We start from the raw sequence: 14,399 nt of genomic DNA on the forward strand, positions 1-14,399 counted from the left end.
TTATTCATCAAGAGATTTTACAAAAAGCATCCTTTATTAAAGGATAAAGATCTAGGATGACTACAAAACAAATGTTCCCTCCCAACGATTCATTTTTTGTTTCTTTTAGCTTAAAAAAAACAATTGGTGCAAAAGATATACCTTATAACCGCTACAGAATCAGAAAAAAGTCCAATATTATACTATTGGGCTTTTTTCCATTTATTGAGCCTAAAAAACGAACACTGATTAGTCGCGAGGTGGTTTTCTTTTTATTGTCAAAAGACTTCCTTACTTTTGCATGAAACAAAAAATCAAAGAATACATGTCAGAAATTGATATCAATAAAGTACTAAGTCAACTAGGAGTTAAAAACGAAGTCAACAGAGGAGCATCAACAGGAAAAAACTGGATCGATACAAAAGGCGAAGTGATTGATTCACATACACCAGTAGATGGTTCAAAAATTGGACAAGTACAACTAGCGTCTGTAGAAGATTATAACGAAGCAGTTGAAGTAGCATCAAAAGCATTTTATGAATGGAGACAATGGACAGCACCAGCGCGTGGAGAAGTTGTTCGTCAGTTAGGAAATGCATTAAGAGAATATAAAGAGCCTCTTGGAGCACTTGTTTCTTATGAAATGGGTAAATCTTACCAAGAAGGTTTAGGTGAAGTTCAAGAAATGATCGATATCTGTGATTTTGCAGTAGGACTTTCTCGTCAACTTTACGGATTAACAATGCACTCTGAGCGTCCAGGACACAGAATGTATGAGCAATATCATCCACTAGGAGTTGTTGGAGTAATTTCAGCATTTAACTTCCCAGTTGCAGTTTGGAGCTGGAACACTGCTTTGGCATGGGTTTGTGGAGATTCATGCGTATGGAAACCATCAGAAAAAACACCTTTAACATCTATTGCTTGTCAAAATATTGCACAAGAAGTATTTGCTAAGAATAATGTTCCAGAAGGAGTTTCTACAATGGTAATTGGTGGTCCAGAGGTTGGAAAAGCAATGGCTAACGATAAGAAAATCGCATTGGTTTCTGCAACAGGATCTACAAGAATGGGTCGTTCTGTTAACGAAGCAGTAGCAAAACGTTTAGGAAAAGTATTGTTAGAATTAGGTGGAAATAATGCAATGATCATTACTCCTGATGCTGACTTGAAAATTGTAGTTCCAGGCGCTGTATTTGGTGCTGTAGGAACAGCAGGACAACGTTGTACATCTACACGTCGTTTGATTATTCATGATAGCATTTACGACAAGGTTATGAAGATTATCGTTGATGCATACGGACAAATTAAAATTGGTAACCCATTGGATGAAAACAATCACGTTGGGCCACTTATCGATAAGGATGCAGTAAACAATTACTTAAACGCTATCGAATCTGCAAAGAAAGAAGGTGCTAAAGTATTGGTTGAAGGTGGAGTTCTTGAAGGAGAAGGATATGAGTCAGGATGCTACGTTAAACCAGCGATTCTAGAAGTTGAGAATCACTACGAAACGGTTCAAAACGAAACATTCGCACCTATTCTTTATGTAATGAAATACTCTGGAGATGTTACCAATGCTATTGAATTACAAAATGGTGTGGTTCAAGGTTTATCTTCTGCAATCATGACGACTAACTTACGTGAAGCAGAACAATTCTTGTCAGCACAAGGTTCTGACTGTGGAATTGCAAACGTTAATATTGGTACTTCAGGTGCTGAGATTGGTGGAGCTTTCGGAGGTGAAAAAGAAACAGGAGGTGGACGTGAGTCTGGTTCTGATGCTTGGAAAGTTTACATGAGAAGACAAACAAATACAATTAACTATACTACTGAGTTGCCATTGGCACAAGGGATTAAGTTTGACTTGTAAGTCTTTAGATCTTAATAGATAAATAAAAGGCCGATTCAATATTCATGAATCGGCCTTTTTAAATAGATACCTGATCTATATCATGTTTTTCTCAGCCTTTAAGTCCTAATTTTGATTAAACACTAAAGGTTTAGCCATGAAAACTACGAATTCAACTTGTTTTAGAATACAAAATGTACTTATTCTTTTCAGTGGCTTGCTCTTCGTTTTCTCACCTTTATTCTCCTGTAAAAAGGATAATCTAGACCCAAACTCTTCATCACCTAACCCAGCTTTAGTGTCTTATTTAAGATTTAATCATTATGTCGATGATCTTACTGTAAGCTACGATACGGTAATGTACGTTAATGATTTTGGAAATAACTTCAGCATAGAAACCATTCGCTATTTTATCTCGAATGTAGCTTTTGTACATTCCAACGGACAAGCCATAAACATTGCAGACGCAGTGTATGTTGATCCACGTTTAGAGGGCTACGACCAGTTGAAAATTACCTCTTCTATTCCGAATGGTGATTATATTGGGATTAAGTTCACTTTTGGTTTAGATTCCATCATGAACCAAACAGGGGTATTCAACAATTTTCCTGAAGTTGCAATGGAGTGGCCTCAAATGATGGGCGGTGGTTACCATTATATGAAATTAGAAGGTCGTTATGAACACCAAGGAAATTATAATCACTTTAATTTTCATACTGGGCCACTAAACAACAACAAAAATTACTTTCAGGTAGAATTACCAATGTCGATGAATGTAAACAATGGTGTGTTTGATATTACACTTGCAATGGAAATCCAGAATTGGTTTAAAAATCCAAACTCATTTGACTTAACAACAATTGCTCAAGGAATGATGGGGAGTCAAACCAAACAAGAATTAGTCAAAAACAACGGAATTGACGTGTTTTCTGTTGAATAAACACCAAATGCAATGAGTAAGCTCTTTAAAACTATGTTTTTTTATCTGTTAATGGTACTTTTCTTTGGTAGCTGTAAAAAGGATGAGGTGAGTAGCTATGGAGATTTTCAAACCACTCCAGTTGTGATTAATTATCCCTCTAACTTTCCAGATATGATTATTCCAGAAGATAATATGCCCACAAAAGAAGGAATTGCGTTAGGGAGAGCATTGTATTATGACAAAATATTGTCGAGCAACCAAACCAAATCCTGCTCTTCTTGTCATGACCAAAGCAAGGCATTTACCACTTTTGAATCCAATAGTTTAGCCCATATTAACTTGGCTTGGAACAATCAGTATTTATGGAATGGTGCAGTTCAGGGAACCCTAGAAGACGTGATGCTTTTTGAGGTGGAGGACTTTTTTGGAACAAATATACAAGAAGTCAATACTAACTCTAATTATAGATACTTGTTTAAGAAAGCTTATGGAGTTGACGAAATTACTTCGAAAGACATTGCTTATGCTTTAGCGCAATTCTTTAGGACATTGAATTCAACAGACTCTAAGTTTGATCGATTCATGAGGGGAGAGGGTAATCTTACACCAGAAGAATGGGATGGGTACGACATTTTCTTTACTGAACGAGGGGACTGCTTCCATTGTCATGGCACTGTATTGTTTCACGATAATGCTTTTGGGAATAATGGGTTAGATTTAGATCCAGATGCTGGACTTTATAACATTACTGGAAATATGAATGATTATGGTAAGTTTAAGACGCCAACATTGAGAAATATTGAATTGACAGCTCCCTATATGCATGATGGTCGTTTTGAAACACTTGAAGAAGTAATTTCATTTTATAGCTTTGGAGTGAAACATGACTCTCCTAACTTATCTCCCTTAATGAAGTATTCAGCCGATGGTGGCGTTCAGCTTTCACAACAAGAAGCAGAGCATTTAATTGCCTTTTTAAAAACGCTCACAGACTATACCTTCATAAATAATACCTCATTGTCTGATCCTAATTAGTGTTTTTTATAAATCAGCCCCATTTATGATATGCATCATGTTTTTTGGTATGAAAGCCCTTTATATTTGTACTGTTTTAGAGTTGCTATTGTTTACAAAGGAAATTGAAACGATTCTCAATTCAACATTTTCTCATCTCTCTAAGTGTCCTTGAGAATTGTTTCTTTCCTTAAATAAAGACAAATAAGTCTTAATGCTTTAAAAGATGATTTTGGTCATTTTTTTTCATAGGTCCTATTTCTAAATTTGAAACAGTTGATTGAATATTAAAATTTTTCAATCTGTTAATTATTGGAACAATAGTCCACGTCATTTATCGAAAAACTAACCATGGAAATGTTAAATAAAGAGGATTTAAAATCAGCGATTCTAAAGCTGAAAACAGAAAAGAATGCAGTAATATTAGCACATTATTATCAAGAAAAAGACATACAAGATGTTGCCGACTACATTGGAGATAGTCTAGGCTTGGCCATCGAAGCTTCAAAAACGGATGCGGAAATAATTGTTTTTGCTGGAGTTCACTTTATGGCTGAAACAGCAAAATTATTAAATCCCACACGTAAAGTAGTTTTGCCAGATTTAAAAGCGGGTTGTTCACTTGCCGATTCTTGTCCGCCCGACCAATTCAAAGCCTTCATTGATGCTCATCCAGACCATAAGGTGGTAACTTATGTGAACTGCACTGCCGAAGTCAAGGCGTTGAGCGATATTGTGTGTACCTCTTCAAATGCTGTGGATATTATTAATTCTTTTCCCATTGACCAGAAAATAATTTTTGCACCTGATCATAACTTAGGGAAATACCTTCAAAAAGAAACTGGTCGCGATTTAGTATTATGGAAAGGTGCTTGTGTTGTACATGAGGCGTTTTCATTTGATAAACTACTGAAATTAAAGCTTGAATATCCTGAGGCAAAGCTTGTTGCTCATCCAGAATCTGAACCTCATATTTTAGATGTGGCCGATTATGTAGGGTCAACAAGTAAAATGATCAATTTCATTAAGAATTCTGATGCACAAACATTTGTTGTAGGAACAGAGGCCGGGATTTTACATGAATTAAGTAAGCAAGCTCCAGGAAAAAACCTAATTCCCTTGCCTATTCACGAAGACAATACTTGTGCTTGTAGCGAATGTGCTTTCATGAAAGTAAATACACTCGAAAAAGTTTACAATTGTCTGCTCAATGAAACACCAGAAATCAATATTGATCCTGCGATTTTCGATAAAGCTAAAGCACCAATTGTTAAAATGATTGAATTCTCTAGCCTGGTAAAGAATGAAAACTAAGTTTGATGTATTAATCGTTGGTGCTGGTATTGCCGGACTTTCCCAAGCCATTGCTTTGGCGGAAAAAGACAGCACCCTTTCAATTGGCGTGGTGACTAAATCTCAATTAAAAGAAACCAATACGCGATTGGCGCAAGGTGGAATCGCCGCTGTAATATCAACACAAAACGATAGTTATTTAGCACATATAGAAGACACCATAAACGCTTCTCAAAACCAAGCCGACAGAAATGTTGTTTCCTTTGTTGTTGAAAACGCACATCAGGGAATTCACCAGCTTGAAAATTGGGGCGTACGCTTCGATAAAGTGCACAATGATTACCACCTAGGGTTGGAAGGTGGACATTCTCATGCGAGAATTCTTCATGTGAAAGATCAAACTGGTGCAGCCGTGCATGATGAACTGATAAACCAAATTAAAAAACATCATTCCATTGCTGTTTTAGAATTCAGCGAAGTCATAGAATTGCTCATGAATAAGGATTGTGAAGTTGGGGGAGCTTTGATTTATGACCATAAGAAAAACTCCACAATATACATTTATTCAAAAATGGTTGTCCTAGCCACTGGTGGAATAGGTCAGCTCTTTCAATACACGACCAATTCAACTATTGCTACAGGTGATGGAATTGCTTTGGCCCATGCTATTGGAGCGAAAATTAATAACCTTCAATCCATCCAATTTCATCCTACTGCTTTTAGAGCGCAGGGAAAAAGCAAGTTGTTCCTGATTTCTGAGGCCGTAAGAGGAGCAGGGGCACACATCATCAATAAAGTAGGAGAACGCTTTCTTTTTGCGTATGATGAAAGAGGAGAGTTGGCTACACGTGACGTAATTTCCTCTGCAATTTATCAAGAAATGAAAACATCAAGAGAAGAAGAGGTTTATCTTGATTGTCGACATATTTCTAAAGAAGTATTGAAGCGGGAGTTTCCTTATATTTTAGATCATTGCTTAAAAGGAGGTTTTGATTTAACCCAAGAAGTTGTACCCATCATTCCTGCAGCGCATTATAGTTGTGGTGGGATTCAAGTGAATCTGCAAGGTGAAAGTGATGTTTCAAATCTGTATGCAATTGGGGAATGCGCAAATACGGGCCTACATGGAAACAACCGATTAGCATCAAATTCTTTGCTGGAAGCGATTGTTTTTACAGAAAATGTAGCCAATAGCATCTTGAATAATCTAAAAAGTATTGACTTCAAGCCATTGTTTCCGAATAAGTCTTTACATCATTTCATCGGCAATGATAAGAAGTTGTTTACAAAGGAAGAAAATCATCTGAAAGTATTGCTTACTTCTTATTTTATTACAAAAAATGAGGGCGATAAGGAGAACTTATTGAATGCAATAAATCAATACAAAATTCAACAGGAGAAAGTCCCCTTAATGGAGCTTTCGGTTATTCATTTTAAGAGGAGGTTAACCTTGATAGAATTAATACTTGAGAAGATTAACATGGAGTTTCCTCAAGAAAAATTGAATTCTAGAACGCATATATTTTAGGGGGGACATTAGATTAAACATACAAATACGCCCAATAAATAAGTACCAATTGCAAAGGTAGTCTAACAAAGGCTATCCATCGATTTTTACTTTGTTTTTCATGCATTCGCTTGGCCATATAAATATTCGCAGGAAATACAGCAATTAATAACAATACAATACCAAGTGCTGCATAAGACCGTGTTACATCAAAAAGTAGGGCGATTCCAAACAGCAATTCGAAAAACCCTGAAATGTATACCATCATTTTTGGAAAAGGAATAACTGGCGGCATAATTTTCATGTAAGGTTTAGGCTTAATGAAATGCATTATTCCTGCTAGACAATAAATTGTTGCCATTATGTAAAGTGATATATCTGCCATTGGGTCATATTTATAGTTAAGGAAAATGAGTTTTGAGAATGCGAAATGTTAACATTGTTCAATTCATTCCGTGGTTTTATTCAAGCGCTCTCACTTTTAGCTTTCCTTCTACTAATTCTTCTGTATTTAGTCTCATTTTTACAAGTCCAGGCTGAAAACCAATCTTTTTATATGCTTTAACGGCACTTTTGTTTTCAGAATAAACCTCCAACACAATTTCAGTAAGCCCTTTCGAATTGGCCCAATCAATTAAATATTGAATTACCATCGCATTTACGCCTTTCCCCCTTTGCTTTGGAATAACATACATAAATCCTAAGTATGCATGGTGCCGTTCTTTCTTGGTTGGTTTAGATTTTTGAATAATACCATAACCACAGCCGATCGGACGATCGTTTAATTCGGCAATAACAAAGCAAGCGTCTTTATTTTGAATTAAATCTTCTATGGCATAATAATGAATAGGGTCAGGTTTTAGTTGAGGTGCAAATGGACGTTCGTATTGAATAATGCCTTGTTCAAATATTTCTAAAGCTTCAATGTCTTCTAATGTTGCTGTTCTTAGTTTTATTTCCTGCATATAATTAAGTAGGGTTTGCTCAGTAAAAATAACAAAATAAAAAGGATGTGCTCTGATAATACACGAATTAGTCTCCAAGCCCTATAACTGTTGTTGCTTCTCTTAAGCTTAAAACTGACAAAAGTCATTTAATATAAAAAGATAAAAAGGTCTTTTATTCAAAATCCTTCCGTAGATTTGTTCTAAATAAGTAAAGTTAGAATTATGGAAACATTAGATGTAACGAAGTTGGAGCCAAGATTAAAGCATCCAACCATATTTGAAAAATTTGCTGAAGTAGAGCAAGGAGACTATTTTGTAATTCACAATGATCACGACCCAAAACCTCTATATTATCAAATGTTGGCAGAGTTAGGAGAGGTTTTTACTTGGGAATACTTGCTTAGTGGTCCAGAAATTTGGGAGGTAAAAATTACCAGAGTTACAAAAGAAGAAAAAGTAGCTACAATGGGTGAGATGGTAGCCGAAGATTTTCGTAAGGCTGAAGTCTTCAGAAAATACGGACTAGATTTCTGCTGTGGAGGTAAAATAACTGTTCAAAAAGCATGTGAGAAAAAAGGTATCGACTATAAAGCAGTTGAGAGAGACCTTGAAGTGTTAAATAAAAATACAGGCTCAAGAAATGAAAACTTTAATGAGTGGGAACTTGATTTTCTTTGTGATTTTATTGTAAATAATCACCATAAGTACGTCAGCGATTCTCTACCAATGCTCTTGGAGTATAGTGCGAAAGTAGCACGTGTTCATGGAGAAGCACATCCAGAGACAATCGATATTGCACATTTCTTTAAAAATGTAGCGGAAGAATTAATGAGTCACATGCCAAAAGAGGAGAATGTTTTATTTCCTTACATCAAACAATTAGTTACCGCCAAGAAATCAGGCACAAAAGTCCAAAGGCCAGCATTTGGATCAATCGTAAATCCAATCAACACTATGGAAGCCGAACATTTAGCCGCTGGAGATGATTTAGAAAGAGTGCATGAGTTGAGTGATAACTATCAACCTCCTGCAAGTGCTTGTAACACTTATCGCGTTTTGTATGCAAAATTAGCAGAGTTTGAAAAGGATTTGCATCAGCATATTCATTTGGAAAACAACATTCTCTTCAAAAAGGCAATTGAACTTGAAAAAGAGGTGATGGCATAAAACAGTATTCAATGAAAATCAACGGAAATACCAAAGTATCTAAGGTGATTAAGGAAAATAAGGAGGCGATTGAAGCAATTGTCTCCTTAAATCCTCATTTTACAAAGTTGAGAAATCCCGTATTGCGGCGCTTATTGGCTCCTCGTGTTAACTTAGCTGAAGCGGCTAAAATAGGAAAATGTGATGTGGAGGAAATGCTCAATGCCTTGGTGGCTATCGGTTTTGAGTTGGAGGACGACCTTTCTACTGAAAAACCTAAGAATAAACCATTGGAAAATGAGCAGAAAGAAAGGTTCTTAGAAAACAAAAAAATTATTTCCTTAGATGTTCGTCCTATACTTGCAAAAGGAGAAGACCCATTCAATAGCCTGCAAAAAGCTTTGAAAAAGCTCGGAAAAGAAGAGGTTTTGGAAATTTTAATTGATTTTGAACCGATTCCTTTGATTCGAATTCAAGAGAAAAAGGGGTATGTGACCCTAACTGTAGCTGAAGATGGTGTTTATCATACTTATTTTAAAGCTGCAGCAACGAATACTTCAGCAACTCCTTTAAACGATATTGCTATTCAAACAGTGAGTCAACCTGAATATGATGAATTAGTAAAAACTTTTCCAGGAAAAATTATCACTATAGATGTGCGTGATTTAGAAATGCCCGGGCCGTTGGTTAAAATTCTTGAAGCGATTGAAAAACTAGACGACAATACTGGATTAAAAATTTTTCATAAACGTATTCCACAGCATCTATTACCCGAATTAGAAACTAAAAAGCTAAGTACTTTTATTTGCCCGATTTCAGAAGGGAATGTAATGCTGTTTATTACTCGAAACAATGTTCAATCAAGGAACAAATAACGCACCTTCGGCAGAATCTGTAATCCCTTATTTTGTGCTATCTGCCATAAGCTGGTTGGTTGCGCTTGTATTTATAGCGTTTCACCCCAATTCTATTCTTAGTACAGTTTATTTTAATGAAATAATGCTGACCATTACCCACATTTTGGTCTTGGGTTTTGTGACTTCTGTGATTTTTGGTGCTCTTTTTCAGCTTCTTCCTGTAATATTTTTACAAAAAATCTATTCTGAAAGTATTACTAAAGCAATATTTTACTTACTGTTATTTGGAACCGTTGGACTCTGTTCGTCTTTTTATTTCGGTGGCAATGGAATTGGACTTACTTTTTTTGGTAGTCTATTAAATTTAGCTGTATTTTTATTCATCATTAATGTTTGGAAAACAATTGGGAAGTCAAAGGAAAACAAAGTTGCTAGGTTATTTATCAAAACAAGTGCAGTCTGGTTGAGTCTAACAACAATTGCAGGATTACTTTTAGCCATTAATTTTATAAGACCATTTCTTCCTTTCGTTCATATAGAACTACTTAAAATACACGCCCACTTCGGAATAATTGGTTGGTTTTTGTTTTTAATTATTGGGGTTTCAAGTGTTTTAATTCCGATGTTTCTATTGGTCCATAAACCCGATTGTAGACCTTTGTATTTCTCCTACGTGACACTTATTACCGCGCTCATTTTGGGTGGAGTAAGTAAGTTGATGGGAGTGGATATGCTGATGTACCTCGCTTATGGTTTTGGCGGTTTAGGAATTGTCTATTTTTTGAATTTCATTTATGTGGTGTATAAAACCAGGCCTAGAAAAAAACTAGATTATGGATTGAAGAAAACAATGTTGGCTTTTCCAGTATTAATAATTGTAATTATAAGTGGTGTATTTTTTATCTCGGGATTTAAAACTGATTTTAACCTTTCTGCTTTTTATGTGATTGTTTTAATTTTTGGCTTTATCGCCACTTTAATTCTTGGCCAATTATATAAAACACTGCCCTTTATTGTTTGGTTAAAAACCTACAAACCGTTTGTTGGTAAAGAAAAAACTTTACTTCCCAAAGATTTATACAATTACACACTTTTAAAATTTCAATTTTACACTCATGTTAGTGGTTTTATGTTGTTTTTTAGTGGCATATTGTTCCAACTTAAGGTGCTTTTCTTTTTAGGTATTTCACTTTTAATTATTGGAGCAGTCTTGTTTTTAATTAACGTAATGCTTGTTGTTTTACATAAAAGAAAAGTTCCTATGACAAATTTGAGCACAGTAAATATTACTGAAATGGATGTTTATAAAAGCCTGAAAAATGTTATTGATCCTGAATTATACGTCAACATCGTGGATTTAGGGTTGGTGTATGGTGTAAAACTCACCAAAAACCCATTAATGGCAAATGTGAAAATGACATTAACTTCAAAAGGGTGTCCGATGGGTGATGCCATTATTCAAGATGTAAAAGAAACCTTAATGCGGACCTACTCTGGATTACAAGTTAGCGTCGAGTTGGTTTGGGATCCTGGTTGGAGCATGGAAATGGTAAGCGATGAAGGTCAGCGTGAGTTGAATGGTATGTAAGGGTTTTCGTCTCCTATTGTTTGATATGATGTATATCTGGATTTTACTGAGAATAATTCAATGCGTTTCCATTTTATCTACCTATGGATGTAAAATTTTGTATTTTCGTTAATTAATATTCTACTGTTATGAAACACTTTACATTATTTTTCCTGTCCATTACTTTTCTACTCACTTCCTGCGGGACTATTAAAGTAAGTAATAGCGATGCTATTGTTGAATATCCAGATGTTGAAGCTCAATATCCGGGTGGTGCAAAAGCAATGAGTAAATACCTCGCCAACAACATAAAGTATCCTGAAATAGCTATGGAACTTGGTGATCAAGGTCGAGTTTTCGTTGAATTCGTAATAGAAAAGGATGGAAGCATTTCTAATGTGAGGGTTTTGCGTGGAGTTTCAAATGAAATTGATGCTGAATCAGTTAGGGTTGTTTCAAATATGAAAAATTGGACCCCCGCTATTTATAAAAGAAAATATGTTCGTGCAAGGGCAAGAATCCCCATCAATTATATCCTTGAATGAAATACCTTTGGTTCGTCTTGAATCAAAAAGTAACATTTGTAACACTCTTCTCATTCTTGCCTTCCTTCATCTCTAAAAATGATTTACATCATGTATTAAAGACTGATTTATCTTTTTCTTTGTTGTCGTACTGGGTTTTAATGTAAATCCAATCATTTTTAAAATGTAAAGACAATGAAATACATAATTATTGGTGCCGTGGCAGGTGGAGCAAGTACTGCTGCTAGAATTAGAAGATTAGATGAAACAGCAGAAATCATAATGGTAGAAAAAGGAGATTATGTTTCCTATGCCAATTGTGGTTTGCCCTATTATATTGGCGATGTCATCAAAGATAGAAATAAGCTTTTTATTCAAGATGCTGCATCATTCAAGAAAAGATTCAATATAGATGTGAAGGTTAGAACAGAAGCTGTTGGGATTCATCCTATTAAGAAGAAGGTGACTTTATTGGATTTGGATACTCAAAAAACATACGAAGAAACGTATGACAAATTAGTGCTTTCAACAGGAGCAGTTCCCATTAAACCACCAATCCCAGGCATTCATTCTACAAACGTTTTTACGCTAAGAAATGTTCACGATACCGATTTAGTAAAAGCTGTTATCCAAAACCAAAAGGTTAAACACGCTACAGTTGTTGGGGGTGGATTCATAGGTATTGAAATGATGGAAAACCTTACACATTTAGGAATTGAAACCAGATTAATTGAACGTGCACCACAAGTTTTGGCTTTCCTCGATGAAGACATGGCTAAAATTGCAAAAACTGAAATGGAAGCTCATGGAGTAACAGTAGACGTCAACAATGGTTTGTCAGAAATAAGTGATAACCCAGATGGTTCTAAAACGATTAAATTAGAAAACGGGGAGAAGTTTCAAACAGATCTGGTCATTTTGTCTATTGGCGTTAAACCCAATAACTTCTTAGCAAAATCAGCAGGTTTGGATATCGGTGATAAAGGAGGCGTGTTAGTGAACGAATTTATGCAAACTTCTGATCCTAATATTTATGCCGTTGGAGACGTGATTCAGTTTCAGCATCCAGTTTGCGAAGCTTCTTATCCCATCTATCTGGCTGGTCCAGCCAATAAACAAGGAAGAATTTGCGCCAATAATATCGTAAACGGCAATACAAAGCGCTTCAAGGGTTCAGTTTCTACAACCATTGTCAAAGTTTTTGGAAAAACCATTGCAGCAACGGGAGTCAACAGCCGCATGCTCACGAATCACAGCATTAAACACATTACCTCCATTACACACAGCGCTTCCAATGCGGGATATTATCCTGGGGCAACACAAATGGTGATAAAAATCGCCTTCAATCCAGAAACAGGTGTTTTATTAGGTGCTCAAATTATCGGGGAACAAGGTGTCGATAAACGCATTGATGTCTTTTCAACCTTTGTACAAAACAAACAAACTGTTGAAGATTTAATGGAGTTTGAACAGGCGTATGCGCCACCATTTTCTTCTGCTAAAGACCCTGTAAACATGGCTGGATTTGTAGCCAACAACATAATGGATAAAGTGATGGAAATCTTTAATCCGGAAGAAATAGAGCATCTAGGCGCTGATAAGTTCTTATTGGATGTGCGTACTCCTACGGAGTTTGAAGCAGGAACAATACCCAATGCTATAAACATCGAATTAGATGAATTGCGCAATCGATTGGAGAGTTTACCCAAAGACAAAACGATTTATTTATTTTGTGAAGTTGGATTGAGAGGGTATCTCGCAACACGAATTTTAGTTCAAAATGGCTTTGAAGTGAAGAACCTGACAGGAGGATATAGGTTTTGGAAAAGCACCTATGGACTTCTTGTTAACACTTCAGAGAAAATATTTATTTAAGCACCACAAATCAATCCACAATAAGTGAAAACTTGTTGTGGATTACTCATGAACTTTGTAAAAACTGATTTTACTCATGTCTTAAAAAGTGGGGCTTCACTCAATCTTTGCATAACTTACCATTAATTAATATTAATGTAAAGAGATGAAAGATATAGCGTTTCCAAGTTGCGAAGAATGTGAAATCCAATCGGGTTTTTTTTGTGCATTTTCTAAAGGCCTAAAAAAAGAGATAGGACAAGACAAGCGTCACTTGAAGATCAAAAAAGGAGAGAATTTGTTTACCCAAGGAAGTCATTCGATTGGACTATACTGTCTCTATAAAGGAAAAGTAAAGCTTACCAAAATGGGTAAAGATGGAAAGGAGCAAATTCTACGTTTTTCTAAACCTGGAGACATCATCGGTTATCGTTCTCTTTTGAACCAGGAAGCCTATCAAGCGAGTGCTACAGCGATCGAAGATGTATATGTGTGCTTGATATTAAAAGAAACGTTTTTGGATATGGTAGACAAGAACCGTTCTTTCTCGAAAAACATCATCAATCTTTTGGGGGATGATTTAAGATCAGCTGAAGAAAGTATAGTTGGTTTATCTCAGAAATCCGTACACGAACGCATTGCTGAATCTTTAGTTTTACTCATCAACAAGTACGGATATAAAAAGGATGGTGAAACTATTAACTTAAAGCTATCTCGCTCAGATATAGCTAACCTTGCCGCAACAACACAAGAAACTGCAATACGAACACTGTCTAAAATGGAGAAAGAAGGATATATAATGTTGAATAAAAAGGAGATTCTTGTTCCTAACTTTAAAAAGTTAATGTCTGGAACGACCTTATTTGATTAAATCTAACACTTATGAATTCTCCACCATAATTATTTAAAGGGAGAGCTCACCGTTCCACAGTTCATT

13 protein-coding genes are annotated in these 14,399 nt (G+C 35.7%); 11 read left to right on the plus strand and 2 right to left on the minus strand.

Translation table 11 applies throughout. The annotated features are described in order from the left end of the window. Positions 1–304 precede the first annotated feature (304 nt). The 5 genes from ACN0U3_RS01925 (at position 305) to nadB (ending at position 6,588) form a co-directional block, all read left to right on the plus strand. Entirely contained in the window at positions 305–1,852 is a 1,548-nt protein-coding gene (locus tag ACN0U3_RS01925) for an aldehyde dehydrogenase family protein (protein WP_417265103.1), read from the plus strand. Between the two features lie 136 nt (positions 1,853–1,988). Next, positions 1,989–2,771, plus strand: a complete 783-nt coding sequence (locus ACN0U3_RS01930; RefSeq protein WP_417264928.1) for an MbnP family protein — start codon at positions 1,989–1,991, stop codon at positions 2,769–2,771. A 33-nt stretch (positions 2,772–2,804) separates the two neighbouring features. Continuing rightward, on the plus strand, positions 2,805–3,788 hold the full coding sequence (locus tag ACN0U3_RS01935; RefSeq protein WP_299202313.1) for a cytochrome-c peroxidase: 984 nt from the start codon (positions 2,805–2,807) through the stop codon (positions 3,786–3,788). A gap of 330 nt (positions 3,789–4,118) precedes the next feature. Further along, complete coding sequence (nadA, locus tag ACN0U3_RS01940; RefSeq protein WP_417264929.1) at positions 4,119–5,081, plus strand: quinolinate synthase NadA; 963 nt, start codon at positions 4,119–4,121, stop codon at positions 5,079–5,081. Further along, on the plus strand, positions 5,071–6,588 hold the full coding sequence (gene nadB, locus ACN0U3_RS01945; protein ID WP_417264930.1) for an L-aspartate oxidase: 1,518 nt from the start codon (positions 5,071–5,073) through the stop codon (positions 6,586–6,588). The genes nadA and nadB overlap by 11 nt, the downstream gene beginning before the upstream one ends. 13 nt (positions 6,589–6,601) lie before the next feature. Here the strand turns inward: nadB and ACN0U3_RS01950 are convergent, their stop codons facing one another. Next, positions 6,602–6,952, minus strand: coding sequence for a DoxX family membrane protein (locus ACN0U3_RS01950; protein WP_417264931.1), 351 nt, complete (start codon positions 6,950–6,952; stop codon positions 6,602–6,604). Positions 6,953–7,028: 76 nt separating this feature from the next. Continuing rightward, positions 7,029–7,532: a GNAT family N-acetyltransferase gene (locus ACN0U3_RS01955; protein ID WP_417264932.1), complete on the minus strand. Its 504-nt coding sequence runs from the start codon at positions 7,530–7,532 to the stop codon at positions 7,029–7,031. Positions 7,533–7,736: 204 nt separating this feature from the next. On the opposite strand from ACN0U3_RS01955, the gene ric reads away from it, so the two are divergent. The 6 genes from ric to ACN0U3_RS01985 all read left to right on the plus strand — a co-directional run bounded on the left by ric (position 7,737) and on the right by ACN0U3_RS01985 (position 14,333). Then, a complete protein-coding gene (ric, locus tag ACN0U3_RS01960) occupies positions 7,737–8,681 on the plus strand; it encodes an iron-sulfur cluster repair di-iron protein (protein ID WP_417264933.1) in 945 nt (314 codons plus the stop codon). An 11-nt stretch (positions 8,682–8,692) separates the two neighbouring features. Further along, positions 8,693–9,535 carry a DUF2249 domain-containing protein gene (locus tag ACN0U3_RS01965; protein ID WP_417264934.1) on the plus strand — a complete coding sequence of 281 codons (843 nt, stop codon included), beginning with the start codon at positions 8,693–8,695 and terminating at the stop codon, positions 9,533–9,535. Further along, positions 9,513–11,105, plus strand: a complete 1,593-nt coding sequence (locus ACN0U3_RS01970) for an iron-sulfur cluster assembly protein (protein WP_417264935.1) — start codon at positions 9,513–9,515, stop codon at positions 11,103–11,105. The genes ACN0U3_RS01965 and ACN0U3_RS01970 overlap by 23 nt, the downstream gene beginning before the upstream one ends. A 128-nt stretch (positions 11,106–11,233) precedes the next feature. Continuing rightward, on the plus strand, positions 11,234–11,629 hold the full coding sequence (locus ACN0U3_RS01975; RefSeq protein ID WP_417264936.1) for an energy transducer TonB: 396 nt from the start codon (positions 11,234–11,236) through the stop codon (positions 11,627–11,629). A gap of 174 nt (positions 11,630–11,803) precedes the next feature. Continuing rightward, entirely contained in the window at positions 11,804–13,483 is a 1,680-nt protein-coding gene (locus ACN0U3_RS01980) for an FAD-dependent oxidoreductase (RefSeq protein ID WP_417264937.1), read from the plus strand. 145 nt (positions 13,484–13,628) lie between these two features. Beyond that, the gene (locus ACN0U3_RS01985) at positions 13,629–14,333 is read left to right on the plus strand and encodes a Crp/Fnr family transcriptional regulator (RefSeq protein WP_417264938.1); all 705 of its coding nucleotides are present in this window, start codon (positions 13,629–13,631) and stop codon (positions 14,331–14,333) included. The last annotated feature ends 66 nt before the right edge of the window (positions 14,334–14,399 follow it).

Source organism: Brumimicrobium sp. (assembly GCF_048268645.1).
GTDB classification, from domain to species: Bacteria; Bacteroidota; Bacteroidia; order Flavobacteriales_D; family Crocinitomicaceae; genus Brumimicrobium; species Brumimicrobium ulvae.

Coding starts and splice junctions, on each gene's coding strand:
- ric (WP_417264933.1), top strand. CDS start 7,737: ATGGAAACATTAGATGTAACGAAGTTGGAGCCAAGATTAAAGCATCCA.
- ACN0U3_RS01965 (WP_417264934.1), top strand. CDS start 8,693: ATGAAAATCAACGGAAATACCAAAGTATCTAAGGTGATTAAGGAAAAT.
- ACN0U3_RS01975 (WP_417264936.1), top strand. CDS start 11,234: ATGAAACACTTTACATTATTTTTCCTGTCCATTACTTTTCTACTCACT.
- ACN0U3_RS01925 (WP_417265103.1), top strand. CDS start 305: ATGTCAGAAATTGATATCAATAAAGTACTAAGTCAACTAGGAGTTAAA.
- ACN0U3_RS01955 (WP_417264932.1), bottom strand. CDS start 7,532: ATGCAGGAAATAAAACTAAGAACAGCAACATTAGAAGACATTGAAGCT.
- ACN0U3_RS01985 (WP_417264938.1), top strand. CDS start 13,629: ATGAAAGATATAGCGTTTCCAAGTTGCGAAGAATGTGAAATCCAATCG.
- ACN0U3_RS01980 (WP_417264937.1), top strand. CDS start 11,804: ATGAAATACATAATTATTGGTGCCGTGGCAGGTGGAGCAAGTACTGCT.
- nadB (WP_417264930.1), top strand. CDS start 5,071: ATGAAAACTAAGTTTGATGTATTAATCGTTGGTGCTGGTATTGCCGGA.
- ACN0U3_RS01950 (WP_417264931.1), bottom strand. CDS start 6,952: ATGGCAGATATATCACTTTACATAATGGCAACAATTTATTGTCTAGCA.
- ACN0U3_RS01935 (WP_299202313.1), top strand. CDS start 2,805: ATGTTTTTTTATCTGTTAATGGTACTTTTCTTTGGTAGCTGTAAAAAG.
- ACN0U3_RS01930 (WP_417264928.1), top strand. CDS start 1,989: ATGAAAACTACGAATTCAACTTGTTTTAGAATACAAAATGTACTTATT.
- ACN0U3_RS01970 (WP_417264935.1), top strand. CDS start 9,513: ATGTTCAATCAAGGAACAAATAACGCACCTTCGGCAGAATCTGTAATC.
- nadA (WP_417264929.1), top strand. CDS start 4,119: ATGGAAATGTTAAATAAAGAGGATTTAAAATCAGCGATTCTAAAGCTG.